The 19,264-nt window shown below is 65.0% G+C and carries 15 protein-coding genes and 1 pseudogene; 5 read left to right on the top strand and 11 right to left on the bottom strand.

Annotated features, from left to right (window positions below):
• Nucleotides 1–2 precede the first annotated feature (2 nt).
• The 5 genes and pseudogenes from R9X44_RS02910 to R9X44_RS02890 all read right to left on the bottom strand — a co-directional run bounded on the left by R9X44_RS02910 (nt 3) and on the right by R9X44_RS02890 (nt 9,197).
• Nucleotides 3–1,460: a restriction endonuclease subunit S gene (locus R9X44_RS02910; RefSeq protein ID WP_319812356.1), complete on the bottom strand. Its 1,458-nt coding sequence runs from the start codon at nt 1,458–1,460 to the stop codon at nt 3–5.
• On the bottom strand, nt 1,457–5,005 hold the full coding sequence (locus R9X44_RS02905; RefSeq protein ID WP_319812355.1) for a DEAD/DEAH box helicase family protein: 3,549 nt from the start codon (nt 5,003–5,005) through the stop codon (nt 1,457–1,459). Before R9X44_RS02905 ends, R9X44_RS02910 begins: the two co-directional genes overlap by 4 nt.
• A gap of 173 nt (nt 5,006–5,178) precedes the next feature.
• Nucleotides 5,179–5,643: pseudogene (locus tag R9X44_RS02900) on the bottom strand (aminoglycoside phosphotransferase family protein); the annotation flags it as partial.
• Nucleotides 5,644–6,075: 432 nt separating this feature from the next.
• The gene (locus R9X44_RS02895) at nt 6,076–6,798 is read right to left on the bottom strand and encodes a hypothetical protein (protein WP_319812354.1); all 723 of its coding nucleotides are present in this window, start codon (nt 6,796–6,798) and stop codon (nt 6,076–6,078) included.
• The gene (locus R9X44_RS02890) at nt 6,795–9,197 is read right to left on the bottom strand and encodes an ATP-binding protein (protein WP_319812353.1); all 2,403 of its coding nucleotides are present in this window, start codon (nt 9,195–9,197) and stop codon (nt 6,795–6,797) included. The genes R9X44_RS02895 and R9X44_RS02890 overlap by 4 nt, the downstream gene beginning before the upstream one ends.
• Before the next feature lie 454 nt (nt 9,198–9,651).
• Here R9X44_RS02890 and R9X44_RS02885 point away from each other — a divergent pair, with 454 nt between their 5' ends.
• From R9X44_RS02885 to R9X44_RS02870, 4 genes are all read left to right on the top strand, one after another.
• Nucleotides 9,652–10,110, top strand: a complete 459-nt coding sequence (locus R9X44_RS02885; protein WP_413774895.1) for a plasmid mobilization protein — start codon at nt 9,652–9,654, stop codon at nt 10,108–10,110.
• Nucleotides 10,107–11,597 (top strand): relaxase/mobilization nuclease domain-containing protein, encoded by a 1,491-nt coding sequence (locus tag R9X44_RS02880; RefSeq protein ID WP_319812351.1) that lies wholly within the window; start codon nt 10,107–10,109, stop codon nt 11,595–11,597. Before R9X44_RS02885 ends, R9X44_RS02880 begins: the two co-directional genes overlap by 4 nt.
• 226 nt (nt 11,598–11,823) lie before the next feature.
• Nucleotides 11,824–12,342, top strand: coding sequence for a hypothetical protein (locus tag R9X44_RS02875; RefSeq protein WP_319812350.1), 519 nt, complete (start codon nt 11,824–11,826; stop codon nt 12,340–12,342).
• Nucleotides 12,339–12,548, top strand: a complete 210-nt coding sequence (locus R9X44_RS02870; RefSeq protein ID WP_319812349.1) for a helix-turn-helix domain-containing protein — start codon at nt 12,339–12,341, stop codon at nt 12,546–12,548. Before R9X44_RS02875 ends, R9X44_RS02870 begins: the two co-directional genes overlap by 4 nt.
• A gap of 676 nt (nt 12,549–13,224) precedes the next feature.
• Here R9X44_RS02870 and R9X44_RS02865 read toward each other — a convergent pair.
• Together R9X44_RS02865 and R9X44_RS02860 are read right to left on the bottom strand one after the other, a co-directional pair.
• On the bottom strand, nt 13,225–13,752 hold the full coding sequence (locus tag R9X44_RS02865) for an NUDIX hydrolase (RefSeq protein WP_319812348.1): 528 nt from the start codon (nt 13,750–13,752) through the stop codon (nt 13,225–13,227).
• Nucleotides 13,753–13,911: 159 nt separating this feature from the next.
• Nucleotides 13,912–14,961 (bottom strand): helix-turn-helix domain-containing protein, encoded by a 1,050-nt coding sequence (locus tag R9X44_RS02860; RefSeq protein ID WP_319812347.1) that lies wholly within the window; start codon nt 14,959–14,961, stop codon nt 13,912–13,914.
• 658 nt (nt 14,962–15,619) lie between these two features.
• On the opposite strand from R9X44_RS02860, the gene R9X44_RS02855 reads away from it, so the two are divergent.
• Nucleotides 15,620–16,003 (top strand): ATP-binding protein, encoded by a 384-nt coding sequence (locus R9X44_RS02855; protein ID WP_319812346.1) that lies wholly within the window; start codon nt 15,620–15,622, stop codon nt 16,001–16,003.
• A 163-nt stretch (nt 16,004–16,166) separates the two neighbouring features.
• On the opposite strand, the gene R9X44_RS02850 is transcribed toward R9X44_RS02855, so the two are convergent.
• Genes R9X44_RS02850 through R9X44_RS02835 form a run of 4 tightly spaced genes read right to left on the bottom strand, consistent with a single transcriptional unit; the run spans nt 16,167 to nt 19,247 of the window.
• Entirely contained in the window at nt 16,167–17,309 is a 1,143-nt protein-coding gene (locus R9X44_RS02850) for an acyl-CoA dehydrogenase family protein (protein ID WP_319812345.1), read from the bottom strand.
• Nucleotides 17,310–17,364: 55 nt separating this feature from the next.
• Nucleotides 17,365–17,877 carry a DUF2617 family protein gene (locus R9X44_RS02845; RefSeq protein ID WP_319812344.1) on the bottom strand — a complete coding sequence of 171 codons (513 nt, stop codon included), beginning with the start codon at nt 17,875–17,877 and terminating at the stop codon, nt 17,365–17,367.
• Between the two features lie 30 nt (nt 17,878–17,907).
• On the bottom strand, nt 17,908–18,801 hold the full coding sequence (locus R9X44_RS02840; RefSeq protein WP_319812343.1) for a S1C family serine protease: 894 nt from the start codon (nt 18,799–18,801) through the stop codon (nt 17,908–17,910).
• Nucleotides 18,798–19,247 carry a T3SS (YopN, CesT) and YbjN peptide-binding chaperone 1 gene (locus R9X44_RS02835; RefSeq protein WP_319812342.1) on the bottom strand — a complete coding sequence of 150 codons (450 nt, stop codon included), beginning with the start codon at nt 19,245–19,247 and terminating at the stop codon, nt 18,798–18,800. The genes R9X44_RS02840 and R9X44_RS02835 overlap by 4 nt, the downstream gene beginning before the upstream one ends.
• Between the last annotated feature and the right edge of the window lie 17 nt (nt 19,248–19,264).

The following is a 19,264-nucleotide window of genomic DNA, read 5'->3' as shown; positions in this document are numbered from 1 at the left end:
TATTACAGGCCTCCGAGCGAATCATCATCAATTAGCAGCTGGGTGCCACAAATCTTATCATTGGCGGGTTTTGATTGATGCTCAACACCCTGGCTGACCACCTGTTCAACCCCCACGCTACCTAGGCTTCCAGAGAACGCCGAGTCCAGAATCGACGCTTTCAGTGTTTCAAAATTCCCATTTAGACTGGAAGTTGAGTTGACCATCGCTGACAGCGCGCCCTTTTGAGTGCGGACGTTGTTCAGGATTCTTTGCTGTTCGCGCAGTGGGGGGAATGGGATAGGCATCCGGGCAAGCTTGGTTCCATTTACGTTTGCCTGGCCGACCTGCTGACTTGCCACGGATTTGATATAGGATCGGCCAAGGGAGCTGTTAATTACAAGGTTGACCCACTCCGGGATCACGCCATCCAAAAATCGGCAACGAATTAGATATGATGCGAACGTTGCAGGGCCGTAAATGTCTTTATACACTGCAGATTTCCCGACGAGCTCTGCGCTGTTCGTTCTATTGAACAGAAGATCACCGTTGTTCAGGAACAGCTTTGCAACGTCGGGGTGGGCGGTCGGAAGGTATTTGAGATTTGCCATGTCGATAGAACCGGCCTGAATGTTTCCCATCCTAATTACAGGAATATCCGATCCCGAGGAAGTGGAATGACACTTCGCCGAAGTCCCGTATTCAATTTTCCAGCAGAGTTGGTCGACTGACGCAATGGTCCAGTGCTCTGGGAAAACGTAACGAGACGACTCGGGCTGGTGTGCTTGCTTCTTACTTTTAGTAACCATTTGCTGTCGAGACGAGGTCACCAGTGAGAGCGAATCCTGCCCCGACCCCTCGTGCTCGATCGGCAACTCCGCAAGCCCTAGGACAGCGTGGTCTTCAATAAGCTTGTTTAGCTGCGCTGCCTTCTGCAAAGCAAAATTTGTTGCCTCGGTGCCCGTGGCTAGGCGCGTGAGAATTTTCTCTAGGGTGGCGACGATGAATTTCTGCTCAGGCAGTGGTGGGACCACTATCTCTGTCTGCAAAAGAGTCTTTGAGGCTACACTCGCCTGGTTCACATGATTGTTGAGAACCGTCTTGAAATAGCCCTGCATCCATAGCCAATGAAGCTGTGTGGCGAGAAACTTCGAGTCGAGGTTATCTAGCGGCCGAAGCCTCGTCATATGATTTGAATAGGCTAGAGGCTTCTCGCTGGTAACGAAGGCGGTTTTACCGACGAGAGCCGGGCTATTCGTGTTGTTAAATAGAACATCTCCGAATCTCACACGACGTTCGGACGAGTCTTCGATAAATCTGACGTCCGAAAGGACGATTTTTCCATCGCGAGAAATGTTCATTGGCCGCAAGTGGACGAGGCCGCCATCACGGTTATGCTTCCCGCTAGCAAATCCGGGCTGCGCAACTACGCCGAGCTCTTTGAGAGTTTTCTTGGTCCAGCCTTGGGGTAGCTCTGTCATGCAGTAAGGTCCTGGTCTAGTTCTTGGAGGATGTTAATGGCGCGGTCGTCGCCGAAGGAGGCAAGGAAGCCATCGGTGCCGCCTCGGGTGCTGAATGGGACGTCATCCAAGGCCGCAGTGTCGAACTGTACCGACAGGGCGGTGGTCTGGGCGATGTTTTCGAGCCACCAGATCTGGTCGTGGGTGAATCGTGCCCCGGCCTGTTCTTGGCGTGCGAGCCAGTTCGTGAACCTCTCATTGATAATGTCCTCATATGGACGGGGCTGCTCGTCAATGCCCAATTCGTACCTAATGACGGTCACGAGATCTGCGACGCCGTGCCGCGTGCTTCCGCGTTCGGCAGTTATCCCGGCCTGCTCGTAAGCTTTCCACAGGCGGTCCGGGGTCCAACGGCGTGGGGGGAGGGAGATCCTCTGTGAGAGGCGTCGGAGCTCGGCGAAGACTTCGTGCGGCGGCTTGCTGCGCTGGCTGTACGCGGTGTGCCACGCAGTGATCTCGTCTCGGTTCTCCTCGAGGAACTCGCGCCAGCTCTCGATCATCGATTTGCTTTCGTCGGCGTCCAGGATGGCACCAGCGAACACAACCCTGTCCTGATTCACCTCATCGGTAATGATGTCGAGGGCCCGACGGGTCTCTACTAGGCGCTTGCGGAGCTCGGCGTTGGAGGCGAGTGGCTCCAACGCGTGATCCAGTAGTTCCTGCATGGCCTGCTCGCCACCTCTGCGGCGTGCGACTTCCTGCGCGTCCACGGAGACAGCGTCGACCATGCCTCGAACGATGTCGTGGAGCGGGCGGCCCGCGATCTGTTCGATGTCGGCCTTCTGCGCGGACTGGTTGTTCAGCTCCTTGTCCAGCCGGGCCAGCCGGGATGCGAGGGTGGACACCTCCTGCTCACCGATGGTCCCGGCCGCGACCTTCGCTAGAAGCTTCTCCAGGTTTTCGCGCTTGGCGGGATCGCGGTCCAGCGGTGCGGCGTCGACCTTGGGGTTTTCGGTGGCGCCGATAGCGTCCACTATGACGAACCGGGTCTTCTCTTGAAGATCCGGGGTAACGGCTTGGAGCTCGGCCTGCGCGATGGTCCGGGCGCCGCGGCCCTTCATCTGCTCGAAGTAAGACCAACTCCGTACGTCCCGCATGAAGATCAGGCACTCGAGCGGCTTCACGTCGGTGCCGGTGGCGATCATGTCGACTGTCACCGCGACGCGGAGCGTGGCGGAGTTTCGGAACTGGGCAAGCAGTTCGTGCGGGCGTTTCGCCTTGTGGGTGATCTTTGCGCAGAAGTCGTTGCCGCGTCCGAATATGTCCCGGACGACTGACACGATCTCTTCGGCGTGTTCGTCGTTGCGGGCGAAGATGAGGGTCTTGGGGACCATCCTCTTGTTCTCGGGCACGTTGGAGCGTTCGGGGAAGATCTCGGTGTAGAGGCGATCCTTGAATGCCTGGATGACGGTCCGCATTTGGCCGAGGCTCAGTACACGATTTCCGACGTCTTTGCCCGCGTACTGGAAGTCGTCGTCGAGGTCCTCGTACCGCTGGCGTCGGGTGCGTCGATCCCGCACAGGAACCGTGGTGCCGGCCTCGATCAGCGCCCCGGACTCGGAGATCTCGGTCTTGATCCTGTATACGTTGAAGTCGACGTTGACGTTGTCGGCGACGGCCTGTTCGTAGGTGTATTCGCTGACGAGGTTCTGCTGGAAGAACCCGAAAGTCTGCGCTACCGGGGTCGCGGTCAGGCCGACGAGGGGAGCGTCGAAGTAGTCCAGGACAGAACGCCATTTGCCGTAGATCGACCGGTGGCACTCGTCCACGACGATCAGATCGAAGGTCTCCGGCGGGAACTCCGGGTTGTAGGCGAGGTCGAGTTCACCCTCTACCTCGTATTCGTCGAGCTCGGGGTCGTCGGCCTGCGGGATGGCTTTGCCGGACAATCCCAGGTAGAGCCGCTGAATGGTGGAGACTACAACGCTGGACGATGCGAGCATGTCACTGCCAGTGAGCTGCTGCACGTTGTACAGCTCTGTGAACTTCCTCCCGTCGTCGGGGGTAGTGAAGTTCTCGAACTCGGTTCGGGCCTGAGTGCCGAGGTTGTTGCGGTCTACCAGGAACAGGACCCGTGCCGCCTTGGCATACTTGATCAGCCTGTAGGAGAACGTGCAAGCGGTGAAGGTCTTACCGGCACCGGTCGCCATCTGGATCAGCGCTCGCTCGCGTCCCGCCGCCAGCGAACGCTCCACCCCACGGATCGCGTCGATCTGCGCAGGGCGCAGTCCGTCGGTGACCAACTCGGGAAGGCGATGCCGGAGTTTGGCCCGATAGGTGGGGGCCTGGGGATCGTGGTCGGCGTCGTGCATCCACCTGGCGATGGTGTCCGGCCGGTGGAAGTAGGAGACCTGACGGGTCCGAGAGTCAGGATCCAGGGTATTGCGGAACGTCGTGACTCCGCCGTCTGAGGCATACCGGAAGGTCAGCGTAGAACGCCATGCGGCCCTCCGCTGCTCAGACTTCAAGTGATCGGCGTACCGGTCGGCCTGCTGCTCGGCGGCCGACAGATCGGCTCCCTCGCGTTTGGCCTCGATAACGCCGACAAGTTTGCGGTTCACATACAGCAAATAGTCGGCACGACCGGATTGCACCGTGAACTCGCGGGCCGCAACACCCTGGCTGGCCCACAAATCCAGGCCGACGCCAACGTCCTGCACTGACCAACCGGCTTCGTGCAGCAATCTGTCGAGGCTCTGGCGGACCTGAACCTCGTTCTTCGGCTCCCGGGAAGCGCTCTCGGCATTGGCCAGCAGGTCTTCACGCTGCTGAAGTGTCGCGGTGGACTGTGCCGACTCGAACCGGCGCTGCAAATCGGCGATCTGGCTCTGTATCTGCTCGATGATCGCGGCCAGCCCGGCCTGACCGGCCTGGGCGTGGGCGGCTTCTTCTTCGGCTACCCGGCGGGCGTCACGTTCAGCCTCCAGCAGAGAAGCCTTGTGCTCGAAGGTCAGCCGAGACTGGGCCAGCTCCTCCTGCGCCTGCTCGACCACCGCCCTCAACTCGGCGAGCTCGGCGGCGTCCGACGTTGCGCGGGCCCCCTCCACCGTAGGCGGCTGAGGCGGCACGAACGGCCGGACCTCTCGTGTGCCGTCCAAGAGCCGGTGGAACCACACACCCAGCCTGAAGCAGGTCTTAACGGCCTCGAAGGCATTCCGCTGGTCGGCTGGAGCGTTCGCGACACCCAGATTGTCGTGGACCGCATGGTTACCGAGATCGCGGATCTTGTGGAAAGCCGCCCCCACGTCACCATGCAGGAAGCCTTCGCGGTTAAGCGCATGGAGTCGGTCTACCTGCCGATCACCATCCACACGGACTCGGCCTCGTCGCACCAGGTCGGTAGCGAGGACCTCGCCGAACTGACGGGTTTTAAGGAGGGCCACGTTCGGATCAGTGAAGATCGCCGATTCGGCACCAGCCCCGTAGAGGACCAGCAGAGGCTCATACTGCAGCAGGAAGCCGAAGTTGGGTGACCGGTCGGCCAGAGCCCTGATCCGAGCGTCCATCTTGCGTAACCACCCCACAGCGTCCCAGGAACCGACCCGTTTCCTACCCGGAACCAGTATCAGGCACCGCACCGACATCCTGGACCACCGGCACGAATCGCGCATAGCAGGGCTTCTGAAGACTGCGTCTGCGGCTCTCTGCGAGGGATGCGTTTCTCCAGCACGGCGAACAGCTACCTGAGGCCTTCGATGAGCTCAGCGGGTGCACTCTGGGCGAGGAATCCTTCGATCCGCATGGCGGATGGAGGCAGGTAAGGCCTGTATTCAGCAGTGGCCAACACGAAGGTCCAGGAGCGGAGGCGGGGAAGGTCGAGGAGGGGGTGGGGGGAGAGTTCCGTTAGGCGATGTTCGATGGTGGTGGGGCCGTCTTGGATGGCGATCCAGAGGGCGGCTTCGGCGTTGATGTCTCCGGTGGCGCCCATGGGGTCGATGGCGTACCAGTGGTTGGGGCTGGTGAGTATGTTTTTGGCTTGGAGGTCGGCGTGGAGGACGTGGTGGGTTGTGGTGGTGGCCAGGAGCGTTGCCAGGACGGCTTCGGCGTCTTTGATGGAGGCAATGTCGTTGGCGTAGCGGGGGTCGGCAAATCGGTCGCGGGCCCAGTCCAGGCGCATCGCGGCGATGTCGGCCAGGTCTTTGAGGGAGGGGGTCGGGGGGGTTGAGGCGGGTGAGGAGGTCGCCGAAGCGGCGGGAGTCTTCGGGGCCTTCGGTGGCCCAGGCTGTGGCGCCGGGGGTGATCCGGCTCATAAGGAAGACGCCGGATTCGTTGTCGCGGTGGAGGACGTCGGGGGAAGCCGATGAGGTGGCCCAGTGGTCTAGGAGGAGGGCTTCTGATCTGCCGGCGGCTTCGTCTACGGGGATTTTGAGAACTGCTGGGGTGCCGTCTGGGGTTGAGCAGTAGACGCAGCAGGACATGGCGCCGCCTTCGGCTATCTCGTGGAGTTGGAGGTCCCAGCGGTCGGCGTAGCTGGCTAGTCGGCTTGGTAGCGCGGCGAGCCAGGTCCTTCCGTCGTCTTCGCCTCGGAGGAAGATGATGGCCTTTTCGAGGCGGTCGGGGATCTCGGGGACGTCCATCAGGGAACGGTCTCCTTCACCTGGGCACAGAGGAGTTCGAGGTCGGCCTGGTCGGTGTAGACGTGGGTGGCGATGCGGAGGATGGTTGATCCGTCTGCGCCGGGGCCGCACCAGACGCGGATTCCGGCTCGGCTCATGCTGGCTTTGACCTCGGGAGCGGTGACTCCGTCCAGGGTGAAGGCGCGCATCCTTGGTGGGGTGTATGCGTCGGTGGTGGTCGGGATTGCGCCGAGCCCTGTCAGGAGCGGGACTGAGGCTGCGGCGAGGTCTTCGCATCGGGTGAATGCGCCTGCTGTCAGCCATCCGTGGTGTTGGGTGAGGGCTTCGTCGAGGGACAGGCGTGGGACGGGGTCGAAGGTTCCTGGCCAGGAGAAGCGCTCGACCAGGTCGGCGGAGTCCCAGGTGAGCGAGACTTCTGCGGCGACCGTCGAACCCGGTCCCAGCGGGAGCGAGGAAATGATCGCGGCCGCTGCTGATGTGGCGTTGGCGCACAGTGTGGTTCCGGTCGCCGGGAGCGTCAGTGCGGTCGCTACCTCGGCGGTGAGTTCCCGGAGGCGTTCGGTCAGGTGCTGACCGAGGTACACGGTGGGGTCGGATTCGATCTCCTGCCGGATCCTGTCGGCGTGGGCGGCGACTCGACGGGAGGTGAGGCCGTAGGAGGCGTGGTTGAGGAGGGTCAGGCCGGGAGCCAGGAAGAATTCCTCTCGCGCTTCGCTCCTCACGGCCGCATGCCTACCCAGCGTTCGGGGTCAGGGAACGGAGACGAGCAAGGTCTAGGACGTCGAATCGGAAGATCGCGTCGGCCGCGGCGGCTTCGTCGTGCGCGACCCCCGAGCACGTTGACCGTGAACGGGATGGGCTCCCAGCGGTGAGGACGGTCGGACAGAAGACGGAGCTGGTCGCTCAGGTGAGCGTGCCGGTTCTCGGTGGTCGTGCCGGTCAGGCCGGCGAGTAGTTCTGCGAGGAGATCGTCCCCGGCTGGCCTGCCGAAGAGGGACTCGAGTTCGCCGATCTGGCAGGCGAGGGTGGTGATGGCTCGTCCCGGGGAGCTGGGGTAGGCGCTGTCGAGGTACTGAGCGAGGACGGTCGCGGCCTGGGGGATGCGGCTTTGCAGGCCGAGGACGCGGCTGGAGTCGCGCAGGTGCCAGGGGCTGTCACTCGCGACGCCGGACGCATCAGAGTTGTGCGCGAGGGCTCGGAGCAGGCGCCAGGCGCGGTCCAGTTCGAGGCAGGCCATGGCCTTCTTGCTCAGCCAGTGGATCGCCTCGTACTCGGCGTAGGGATGTTCCTTTTCCCGAGCGACCTGGATCGCGTGCAGCAGCCAGCGATCGGCTTCGGCGTGGTCGTAGGCGGCGAGATGGGCCAGGCCGCGGTGCCCGTGGGCGCGTGACTGGAGTTCGGGATTGGCCGACATCTCCGCGACCACACCGCAGAGCTGAATGCAGCGAGCCGTGTCCTGGACCGGGCCGCACAGCGCGATCTCCGCATGGAGCATCAGCGCTTCAGCGAGGATCTCGCCAGGACCAACGTTCGCGGCGACGAGCTGGTCGAGGAGGCCACGGCACTCCTCCCAGCTGTTGGTCATACGAAGGTTGCGAGCCCACAGAAGCCGGACGGCCAAGGCAGCCTCGTCGGTGGCAGCGCCGAGTTGCGTCACCGCGGACGAGCAGGCCTGAGCCGCGGCGACATAGTTGCCTTCTGCGGAAAGGCACTCGGCGAGTTGCACGAATGCCTCAACCGTGTTCGTCCCCTGATCCACAGCGACCGCAGCAAGGTCACGGGCCTTCGACACCGAACCGATGGCGAACTGCCTGCGGGAAGCGTCGATGGCGTAGGCGCAGGTCTTCTCCTTCACCCCGGCCTCCGAAGCGACCGCGACCGCCCGAACCTGCATCTCGTCATCCCAGGGCCGCTCCGCCTCCAGCAGTTCAAGGAGCTTGCGGTGCTGACGACGCCACCGCGGACCGTTCACCACCCCTCGCTCACGCAGGACTTCAGCGAGGAGAGGGTGGTGGATCGTGTACCGGTCGAGTTCGTCTCGCGGATCGGCTGGCCGGACCAGGGCATGCTCACTGAAAAGGACGTCCAGGCGCTCGTAGACGTCGTCGACGTCCATGCGTGCAAGCTGGGCCAGGTAGTCGACCTCGAAGCTGTAACCGATCAGCGCGGCGGCCTCCAAAATCCTCTGATCCGCGACGTCCAGGAAAGAAAGACGTTCTTCCAAAACCGCGGTTATTCTTCGCGGCATCCCCGCATGGGCCTCGCTGCCGAGCCGGACCAGCGACTCTGCGAACAACGGGTTCCCCTCGCTCATCTGCACGATCTGCGCGACCAGCCCTGACGGGACACGGGAGCTGGCTGCCTGGCGCACGAGAACCTCGGTGTCCTCACCGGTCAAGCGTGGAAGATCGATCTCCACGCAGTCGTCCCGGTAGCGACGGAGCCGGAACAACGCCCGCTTCAAGGGGTGGGCCTCGTCGCGGCTTTGGAGGTTGTCCGGGCGGTAGGCCAAGACGAGCGTCAACGGTCCCTCGACGCGCAGGGCCAGCGTCACGAGCAGGTCGACGGTCGCGGTGTCGGCCCAGTGAAGGTCGTCTAGGACGAGCAGCAGCGGTCCGCGCTTCAGCAGCTCGTCGACGAACCCGATCAGCTGGTCGAGCCTGCTGTCCATGTCGACGGTCTCGCGTCCCGCTTCGCGGACCGATCGTCCGGTCTTCATCCCTGCCGCGAGCAGGCCGCCGACCATCGGCACCGATTCGACCCAGTCTGGAGCGTGCAGCCGGAAGGAGTCGACGACCCGGCCCACCATGTCCCGCGAACCGGAACGTTCAGCCGCGTTAGCAAGCGACCTGAGGCACTCGCGCACTGCTTGGAAGGAATCGGATGCCAGCGAGTTGAGCATCGCCTGGCCGTAGCCGTGCAGCAGACCGGCCTGTCGGTGCCGTTCGACCGAAGCGTCCGCGAACGCGCTCAGGAGGCTCGACTTTCCGACGCCGGCTTCCCCGCGCAGGACCAGGACGCTGGTTCTCCGGTTTCGTATCGAAGCGTCGACCCGCCCCATGAGGAGTGCGAGCTCGTCTCGCCGGTCGACCAACCGGGTAGGCGTTGTCTGGCGCGACAAGGACGGGCACCTCCACACGTCGACTACCGCCCACAGGACACGCAGCCGGGCCACGTCAAGCCCAGCTCACCGTGTTTCAGCCAGAGATTATCTGATCAAGCCCCGAATCGGCCCTGCCGAAGGATTTTGATTCCTCGACGCAAGGGGTGCTGGACTCACGGGGCGTAAGAGAGTCCCAGCAATGGGCTTCGACATAGTGGACGAGGGGCACCGGGTTGGCGACGCTCTGGCCTCCCGCTTGGCCACCACAATCAGGCTCACGAGTCGAGCTCCGTACACATGGCCTCATTGGCAGCGGCTGATCATCTTCGACCCACTCCGGGACCCGGCAGTCGGTTGCAGCCGATTGCGGCTTCCGGCGCCATTTATCGGGATGGCTCCGCGGGGTGCAAGATGAGGCATTCGTGGCTACGAAGTGGGCGACGCTGCGCGCTCGTCCACTTCGCACCGAGGGATGGACCGGGCGCGGTCCACGGAGAATCCGGAGGTGCGGGTAGTGCCCGATGGCTGCGACGAAGTGCCAGTTCAGAAGACGTATCGACGACGTGGAGAGGGGCCCAGGCGGAAATGCCTGTGCTTGCGGCTCAGTGAAGACGAGTACGAGGTCATCACGGCGGCGGCAGGACGCCAAGGCGTGACTCGGACGTTCTTCACCGCCGAGGCAGTGCTGTTGGTGGCCCGTGAGGACGTGCCGGTGGTGAGGGCGGCTGACCGGGCGCTGCTGCGGGAAGTCATGGAGGGGAACCACCAGATCCGGCGGGTCGGCGGGAACCTCAACCAGATCGCGCTTCGCCTGAACGCCTCCGGGCAGTGCCCTCCGGAGCTGGGCTGGTGCCTGGAACTGGTCGCGGGGAGCCTTCAGAGGCTTGATGAGCTGGCCATGGGCCTGGACGAACTGATCCACCGCCGATGATCGGAAAGATCACTCGCGGGTCGAACGTGGGGAACCTGATCGTCTATCTCTACGGTCCCGGTCGCACCAGCGTCCACGACAACCCGCACGTGGTGGCCGGCTTCCGGACTCCCCTTGAACTGGAGCCTCACAACGAGAATGGTGCGCCGGACCTCAGACCGCTCATCAGCCTGCTGCGACAGCCGTTGGCCGCTCTATCCGTCAAAAGTCTCGACCAGCCGGTATGGCAGTGCTCGCTACGCGCGGCTCCGGAGGATCCGTGGCTGAGTGACGAGCAGTGGGGCGCGATCGCCGCGGAGACGCTCCGCCGCGTCGGCATCATCCGCGACGCGGATCGTTCCGGATGCCGGTGGATCGCGATCCGCCACGCGGATAACCATGTCCACATCGTCGCCACGCTCGCCCACGAGGACGGCCGGACGCCGCGGCTGTGGAACGACAGACTCAAAGTCCGGGAGGCATGCCTCGCCGCCGAGGAAAGCCACGGATTGCGGCGGACGGCACCGGCCGACAGGACCGCGAATCGACGTGCCACCCGGGCTGAAGACGAGAAAGCCGCACGTCGGGGCCGTAAAGAGGTACCGCGCCAGACGCTCCGCCGAGCTGTGACGACCGCAGCCAGTGGAGCTGCGGGACCCGACGAGTTCTTCGCAATGCTCGCCGACGCAGGAGTCCTGGTCCGCACCCGCCGCAGCACGCGGATTCAATCCGAGGTCACCGGATACAAGGTCGGCCTCCCCGGTGACATCACGAAGGACGGACAGCAGATCTGGTTCTCCGGGGGCCGGCTCGCGCCGGAACTCAGCATTCCGAAGCTTTGCCAGAGATGGGCCAATCCAATCCGGAGCTATCCGCTGATCCGTCCGCGAGCGATCCGCAGCCCGGAACAGCGTGAGGCCGTGTGCCGGGCAGCCTCCCAGGCCATCATGCAGGCCGCCCATCGGTTCCAGTGGAGCAGCAGTCCCGAGGTGCGCTCGGACATTGCAGCGGCCACCACCGGTGTCCTTCACACAGTGGCCCACGCGACCGGGAATCCCCGGATGAGTCACATCGCCGACGTCTACGCCAGGGCCGGCAGAGAACCTCACGGGCGCGTGTCTCCTCTCGGCTCCTACTCGCGCGGGCTGAGGACGGTAAGCCGGGTTTTCGCCCATGCGCTGAGCCGCCAGACCGGAGACGCATACCGAAGGGCTGTCGCGTGGATCCAATTGTTCTCGTGCCTGGCGCACCTCGTCGAGAGGATCGCCGCGCACCGCGCCGCCCAGGGGCGGATCGCGCAGGCTCAGGCTGCTCAGGCGGCCGCGGATGCACTCAAGCAGATGGCGGACCCGACCCAGCAGGCATCGAGGCAGGCTCATCCAGTCCTTCCTGGTCTGCTCGCCGTGTCGTTCCCTGCTCCCCCGCGAGCGAGCGCGACATCAAGAAAGCGACCGTCACCCGACACTTCACCGACCTCCCCCGCTCGTTCGCGAGCAGCCGGAAGATAGATCGAAGACGCCAGGAGTAAACACCCGCGACTCTGGGTAACAGGGCTGGCAGTGCTCGACCAACGAGCACGGACGTGCAGCAGTGCGCGGAGTCCCTAAGAGAAAGGAGCGCCCATGGCTGAGTCGGCGGAACAGAGGACCGACATGCGAGTATCACCCGGGCTCGCACGCTAGCCAACCGCGTCACGCTGCGCCGACCCTGACCGAACGCGGAAGGCCTGCGGCAATGACGAAGAGCAGAACCCAGCAAGCAGCAGACGACCGGATCGAGCAGCTCGCGCGCAACGTCTACGACAACGTGCGGCAGCTCAACCACGCGACCGCCCGACCCCCAGGACTGACGTATCCCGGAACCGCTTACTCGGTCCTCGGCAACCTCTCCGAGGCCGTCTACGGACTGGGGCAGACCCTCGAACAGCTCGACCGCTTCCTCACCGATGAACTGAACGCGGGACGACTCGGGCATGACCTCGGCCACAGCCCTGTCACCGAGATCCACGAGGCGCAGGACGAACTTCGCTCAGCCAGCACCACCGCGAGGAAGGTCGCAAACACTCTCGGACGCGCCCAGAGCGCCATCAGCGCGGTCAACGCGAAACCCCAGCTCACACCCGCACGCGTGGCAAGCCAGGCCTTCCCCATGCCTCCCAGCGAAGCCATCGTCAAGACCAGCTCGGCGGGTACCCGTCCAAACCATCCACCTCAAGCACGACCCGGGCGGGCTCACGGAAGGGGCGAGGCATGAAGCCCATCACTCTCGACGACCTCCGCTCGCTCCCGCCCTTCATCGACCTGATGACCGCCGCCGGCATCCTCGGGATCGGCCGCACGAAGGCCTACGACCTCGCACGAAGAGGCCGATTCCCCTGCCACGTTGTCCTGATCGGCGCCAGCTACAAGGTCAGCCTCAAGGACCTGCTCAAGCTCATGAGCCCACCCGAAGACGCATGAGGCCAGCAGGTGGCGCTCTCGATCGGTGACCACGACCCTGACCTGACGGCCTGAACGTGCCTTGGGCAGCTGTCCGCCCGCTTGCCAGTCGGACAGCTGCGCGAAAGGCTCCGGATAGTACGCAATGCTCATTGCCTAGCTGATGGCGTTGTTGCGCAACGTGCCCACGAGACAAATCGGAGGGGTTTCTGCCACGCCGAGGGTCTTGTGGCAAGCGCGACAGGGCCCTACAATGCTCACACAAGGCTCTTCATGCCTACTGCCGGAGATTTAATTTAATAAAAATCTCCAAATAAAAACCCTGCCGTGCAGGGTTTTTCGTTTTTCAACTTAGTTTAAGTCGACCGTATCCGCTATCACGGATCCGGTCTTTCGCTATGCCTAAAAGGAGACGTTATGTACAACGGACGGCATCGCTACCCGACAACTTCGATCTTCATTGCGATGCCCAGCGGAGGTAACGCGGTGATCCGTTACGAGAGTGGGGGCGGCGACATCATCGTTGTCATCCAGCAGTCATAGTCTGACCTAGAGTCCGAGGGCACACTGGCCGCGCGTGGGAGGGGCGAAGAGTCCGGTTCCCACCGCGGCCTCTCTGCGTTGAGCACAGCTGGCCCGTGTCAAAGCGTTCAGCGCCGACACCGCAGAAGCTTCTGAGCTCATGCTGTGAGTGGAGCTATGACTGCCAGAAGCATCCGTCCTGGAGGTAGACAGGGTGTCCCTCGTCGAGGGAGGCAAGTGCGGCCTCCAGGCGGACGCGTTGGCGTCCGGGAAGCAGGTTCAAAGCCTGACACTTGGAGTAAAAGGCGAAGCGGGCGATTTCGAGGCTTGTGCAGGTGATGGCTGCGGCTTCGGTGTTGGTGAGGGTGCCGGCGTCGAAGAGGAACATGAGGGAGTCGTCCCAGGGTCCGTGGGGTGGGACCCAGTCGAGGCAGAGGAGGGGGCCGGGGGTGAGGGTCAGGCCTAGTTCTTCGGAGAGTTCGCGGGTGATGGTGTCGGTGGGGCTTTCGTTGGCTTCGCTCATGCCGCCGGGGAGGTCCCAGCCTGGTTTGTAGGTGGGGTCGACCAGGAGGATGCGGCCTTCGGGGTCTCGGATGAGGGCGTCGGCGCCTACGCGTTTGCGGGGTTGGGAGGCGTTGCCTTCGGCCAGGAGCTGGTTCCAGGCTTGGGGGTCGCGTTCGTATAGAGGGTCTTCTGGCGGCATGGGTTCCTCACGGGCTGGCGCTGGGCGGGCTGCCTGCGATCCAACGGTATAGACCCAGGCGTGTCGGCAGGGTCTCGTCCAGGGCGGTGAGGAGGTTTCGGGCGTCGGTGGAGGTGCGGTGTGGGAGGGCCAGGGGGCGGAGGGCGGCCAGTCGTTGGGCTACGAGGTCGGGCTCAGGGCTGTGGTCGTGGCTATGACGTCCAAGGCGACGGCGCAGGCCTCGTCCAGGCGGTGTTGGCGGAGGAGCACTGAGGCTAGGAGGAGCTGGCCGAAGGCTCGGCTGCGGACGCGGGGGCCGGAGCGGAGCTCGACGATGCGTCTCGCGTGCTTCTCTGCGGCGTTTAGGTGGCCGAGGCGGAGTTCGCAGTGTGCTGCTTCGCTGGCGAGGGAGGCGGCGTCGAAGTCGCTGGCCCAGGGTGAGGCAGGAGATGTGGTGCTGTGAGCGATCATGCGTTCGGCCCTGGCGAGAGCCTTGCCGCAGGCTTCGGATCGGCCGCGGGCGGCGTGGCCTCGGGCTTCCATGGCGCTCAGGCGTGCGGAGAGGTGTGGGGCGGGAGCGCTGGACTCGATCAGGGTGAGGCCTTGGCGGGCCTGGTTGATGGCTTCGGCCGGGGTGTCCTGCTGGATGTGCAGGTGGCTCAGGCTAGCGTGGATGTGGGCGCCGAGTTCGTGGTCGGGGCTCATCTGGGCGAACTCGCGGGCTCGGCGGAAATGCTGGAGGGCGAGCGGGTCGTGGCCCGCGTCGTGGGCCATCCAGCCCGCCATCTCGGTGAAGCCGGCTGCTGCTGCGAAGACCTTGCTGGAGTCGCTCTGGCTCGTGTCGCCGAAGATGCGCGGGCCGACGCTGGTTCGCAGGTAACCCATGACCGTCGAGTAGAGATGCCCTCCGCCCATCTGGAGGTCCGCCGAGCGGAACGACCCGAGCATGGCGAGGTCGGATCCGGGCTCTTCGGCTGCCGCGTCATCTCGAGCGAATCCGGTGCCGGGACCTAGAAGTTCGGCGAGGTCGACGTTCAGGGCAAGTGCGAGGGCGTCGAGCCAGGCGGTCGGTCTGCGCTTGCCGTTCTCCCAGCGGGAGACCTCGTGGCGGGTGACCGTCGCGGTGCCGGTGATGGCGTAGAGCGCCGCGGCGAGCTCGCTTTGCGACATTCCGGCCTGTTCGCGCAGGTGTTTCAGACGAGCCGGAGTAACGCTGGTTCTGTCGTTCACCTGCGGTTCCTCGGATGTGGGCGAGGGGGGCCAGGAGGTGGCCGGGAAGGGGCCACTCCCATAGTGCACTGCGTAGCGGTTCGGTGACAGTCGGAACGCTCACCTTCGGCACATTCCGATCGTGGATTCACCTACGGCTCGACGGTGCGCGGTTCCGTCCGGACAGGAACGAGCCTGAGAGAGGGGGACGGTCGTCGCATGGTGAGTGAGGCGGAACTGGCGCACACGAGCGGGACTGCTCCTGTGCCGCCCGAGAAGCGCTCCGTGGTCGATGAGCGGTTCAGGGCGTTGGTCGGTGGCGAGAGGGCGCATGAGCTCTCGTGGTTGCGCGAGGTGTTCAACAAGCCGAGGAACGGCGGGTGGGGCATTCTGTTCCTGCCGCCGTCGGGAGGGCGGGCCGGCCTGTGGGTCGCGCTGCGCTCGCGGGAGCAGGTGACGAGCGGGCACCCGTGGCAGCTGCGGGACCGGCTGAGCGCGCTGCGCCCGGTTCGGCGCGCTGGACAGCCGCTTCCTCGAGTACAGCTCGTGTCGCCTGTGTCCGCGACGCACGGACCTCGGGGAGGACCGAGATGAGGCTCACCGCGGAGGTTCCGGGGGTCGACGAAGAGAAGTGGGTGCATGCCCAGGGCGATCGCCTCTGGCACGCCGTGTTCTCGCCGTGTTCTCGGGGAGGCCCGAAGAGGTTCGGAAGGCGAGGAACCTCGCGAGGACTCTGCTCGCAGGCACGGGGTATGAGGACGATGCCGCGCTGGTCGTGACCGAGCTCGCGGACAACGCGCTTCTGCATACCAGATCCGGCGCGGAGGGCGGAGTGTTCGGCGTCGAGGTCTCGGCCGGGCGATCCGGGGTGCGGATCGCGGTAGCGGACCAGGGAGCCGAGAGCGAGCTGGAGTGGGAGAACTCTGGGCCGCTCGCGGAGTGCGGCCGCGGATTGTTCATCGTGGGCCAGATCGCGGCTTCGCACGGAATGCACGGAAGCGCCGACCGCGGGCATACGGTCTGGGCGGTTCTCCAGGCCCCTGAGCCGGAGGGCCGCGGGTGAGCGAGCCTCTCGCCGCCTGGGTGTGACCGAGCAAGGACTGTTGAGGCCCGGCCGCATTGCGGCCGGGCCTCAACCGAGGCACCGCGGAGCCGACCGTCTAACAAATGATCTAACGAGGCGTTAGAATCTTGGGACAACACAAGCCATGAAGAGGCAGGTCAGGCTAGACGCCTAGGCTGCGGCCGATGATTTCTTTCATGATTTCGGTGGTGCCGCCGAAGATGGTTTGGATGCGGACGTCTTGGTATGCCTTGGCTATGGGGTATTCGGTCATGTAGCCGTAGCCGCCGTGGAGTTGGAGGCAGCGGTCCACGGTGCGCTTGAGGAGTTCGGTGTTCCACCATTTGAGCATGGCGGCTTCGTCGGGGGTGAGGGTGTGGGTGGTGTCGGCGAGGATGCACTTGTCGGTGAAGGAGCGGGCGATGGTGATTTCGGTTTTGATCTCGGCAAGGACGAAGCGGGAGTTCTGGAAGGAGCCGATGGGCTTGCCGAAGGCGGTGCGGGTCTTGCAGTAGTCGAGGGTTTTTTCGAAGGCGTCTTCTGCGGCGGCGAGGGCGGTGGCGCCGATGGAGAGGCGTTCGCGGGCGAGGTTGGTCATCAGGTAGATGAAGCCCATGCCCTCTTCGCCTAGGAGGTTGGCGGCCGGGACGCGGACGTTGTCGAAGGAGAGTTCGGCGGTGTCCTGGGCGTGCATGCCGATTTTTTCGAGGTTGCGGCCGCGTTCGAAGCCGGGCATGCCGCGTTCGACCATGAGGAGGGAGACGCCCTTGTGGCCGGCGGAGGGGTCGGTCTTGGCGACGACGATGACGAGGTCGGCGAGGATGCCGTTGGAGATGAAGGTCTTGGAGCCGTTGAGGACGTAGTGGTCGCCGTCCTTGATGGCGGTGGTCTTGATGCCCTGGAGGTCGGAGCCCGCGCCCGGCTCGGTCATCGCGATGGCGGTGATCAGCTCGCCGGAGCAGTAGCCGGGGAACCAGCGGGCCTTCTGCTCGTCGTTGGCGAGCTGCTTGAGGTAGCCGCCGTTGATGTCGTTGTGGACGGCCCAGCCGGGGCCGTGGATGCCGGCCTTGGCGAGCTCCTCGCCGAAGATCACGTAGTAGCGGTAGTCGTCGTTGCCGCCGCCCCCGTACTCCTCGGGGATGTCGATGCCGAGCAGGCCAGCGCGTCCGGCGGCGAGCCAGACCTCACGGGAGACGATGCCGTCCTTCTCCCACTGCTCGTGATACGGGGCGCATTCCTTCGCGATGAAGGCGCGCACCATGTCGCGGAAAGCCTCGTGCTCCTCGGTGAAGATCTCACGCGCCATCGGGCCACACTCCTGGGTAAGTACGTACTGACTTACCCGAGCGTACCAAGTCAGCTCATCCGATCAGAAGCCGACTCCGCGTGCTCACCACCTGGCGCGTGTCGGGGAAGGTGTACCAGCCGCGCCACTCGATCCCCCGGCGCAGCTGCCGCACCAGGACCCCGCACAGGACGTCCTGACGGCCGGGGAACGACGCGGCGAGGGCGTCGTCCCGGTCGGTGAGGTACCTGCGCAGGAAGGCGACGGCCCGGGTGAAGTCGGCGTAGTCGCGGCGGTACACGTCGGCGGTGAAGACATGCGACCACCCGCCGACGTCACGGCCGAGGTGGTACGGCAGGGGTCCCTGACGGCCTTCGAGCTGCGCGACGGTCTCCACGCACGGCCCCGCGACGACCTGGAACCCGGTCGGCAGCAGCCGCGCCTGGACGTCGACGCCCGCGATCCGCCAGCCGCGCACGGCGGTCGGGCCGAGCGCCGGCTCGTCGAGGGTGAACGAGAGGGCGTCGGCCTTGATCTCGACGGTGGGCGGCGACAGTTCCAGCATGCGGAACCTTCCAGGGGTCGGCATTTGCCGGGATTGTACGACGGGGTCGGGGGGTCAGCCGTCCAGCGCGGCGGGGACGACCTCAACGTGGCACAGGGCGCCCTCGCGGTGGACTGCGAGGGTCAGGGCGACGCCGATCCGGTCGCCGCCCAGCTGGTCGTACAGGGCCGCCCTGCCGTCGATGGCGATGCCGTTCACCGCGAGCAGCGCGTCGCCGACGCGGAGGTCCGAGCCGCCGCCGACGCGGGTGATGACCTGGCACTTGGTCCTGCGCCCGTCGATCTCCACGTGCCGCTCGGCGATCGACACCCCCAGCGACGCCCTCGCGACGCGTCCGCGCGCTATCAGCTCGGCCGTAACGGCGGCCACGGTCGAGGCAGGGACGGCGAAGCCGATGCCCGCCCCGTCACGCCGGATCGCGGTGTTGACGCCGAGGACCCGCCCGCGCGAGTCCACGAGGGGTCCGCCGGAGTTGCCGGGGTTGATCGCGCAGTCGGTCTGCAGCACGCGTTCCAGCGACCGGACGCCGTCGCGGGTCGGCAGCGAGCGGGCGAGGCCGCTGACGATGCCGAGCGACACCGACTCGGGGAACAGCCCGAGCGGCGATCCGAGCGCGAGGCACAGCTCGCCGAGCCGCGCCGGCTCGTCGCGCAGGTCGAGGTGGGACGCCGGCGCCTCGGCGAGCCGCAGGACGGCGAGGTCGGTGAGCCGGTCCGCGCCGACGACCTCGATCGCCTGCGACGGCCGCCCGGGAAGGTCGGCGACGATCTCGCCGCCGTCCTCGATGACGTGGTGGTTGGTGACGACGTGGCCGGTCCCGTCGAGCACGAAGCCGGAGCCGAACGCGACGCCGCGCGTGGACTTGAGGGTGAGCGCGGCGACGGACGGGAGCACCCGCTCGGCGAGTCCGGCCAGCTCGTCGCTGAAGGCGGCGAGTGCGGCGCTCATACGCTTACCGCGTCCTCGTCGTCCTCGAAGGACTTCTCGCCGCTGAAGTCGGCCTGGAGCTCGTCGTCGAACCTGTCGGCGAGGTCGCCGATGGCGTCGCAGGCGTAAGACAGGTTGGCGACGGTGACGGTGTCGGCGAGCAGCTCGGTGCTCATGATCACCTTGCCCTCGTCGGTGAGGAAGACCTTGGCCTGCAGGATGCGCCCGTTGATCGAGTTGAGCGCCTTGAGGAGCTGGCGGCCCCCGGCGACGTTGCGCAGGACGATCGACCAGACGCGGACCAGGTGGGGGCTGTCGCCGCGGTCGATCACGTCGATGTAGTACAGCGCGCTGCCGCGCCGGACGGGGATGGACCCGTCCTTGTCGACGGCGAGGGGACCGTCGAGCTCGAGCATCTCCGCGACGAGCTTCTCCACATATGCCTGGATCATTGCGATCGGTGCCATGGGGGAATTCTTCCGGA

This window comes from Actinocorallia sp. A-T 12471 (genome assembly GCF_033875155.1).
Lineage (GTDB): Bacteria > Actinomycetota > Actinomycetes > Streptosporangiales > Streptosporangiaceae > Actinocorallia.
This window is presented reverse-complemented; position numbering and strand designations above follow the sequence as displayed.

Coding starts and splice junctions, on each gene's coding strand:
- R9X44_RS02875 (WP_319812350.1), top strand. CDS start 11,824: ATGACGAAGAGCAGAACCCAGCAAGCAGCAGACGACCGGATCGAGCAG.
- R9X44_RS02840 (WP_319812343.1), bottom strand. CDS start 18,801: ATGAGCGCCGCACTCGCCGCCTTCAGCGACGAGCTGGCCGGACTCGCC.
- R9X44_RS02835 (WP_319812342.1), bottom strand. CDS start 19,247: ATGGCACCGATCGCAATGATCCAGGCATATGTGGAGAAGCTCGTCGCG.
- R9X44_RS02880 (WP_319812351.1), top strand. CDS start 10,107: ATGATCGGAAAGATCACTCGCGGGTCGAACGTGGGGAACCTGATCGTC.
- R9X44_RS02870 (WP_319812349.1), top strand. CDS start 12,339: ATGAAGCCCATCACTCTCGACGACCTCCGCTCGCTCCCGCCCTTCATC.
- R9X44_RS02865 (WP_319812348.1), bottom strand. CDS start 13,752: ATGCCGCCAGAAGACCCTCTATACGAACGCGACCCCCAAGCCTGGAAC.
- R9X44_RS02850 (WP_319812345.1), bottom strand. CDS start 17,309: ATGGCGCGTGAGATCTTCACCGAGGAGCACGAGGCTTTCCGCGACATG.
- R9X44_RS02845 (WP_319812344.1), bottom strand. CDS start 17,877: ATGCCGACCCCTGGAAGGTTCCGCATGCTGGAACTGTCGCCGCCCACC.
- R9X44_RS02905 (WP_319812355.1), bottom strand. CDS start 5,005: ATGGACGCTCGGATCAGGGCTCTGGCCGACCGGTCACCCAACTTCGGC.
- R9X44_RS02910 (WP_319812356.1), bottom strand. CDS start 1,460: ATGACAGAGCTACCCCAAGGCTGGACCAAGAAAACTCTCAAAGAGCTC.
- R9X44_RS02885 (WP_413774895.1), top strand. CDS start 9,652: ATGGACCGGGCGCGGTCCACGGAGAATCCGGAGGTGCGGGTAGTGCCC.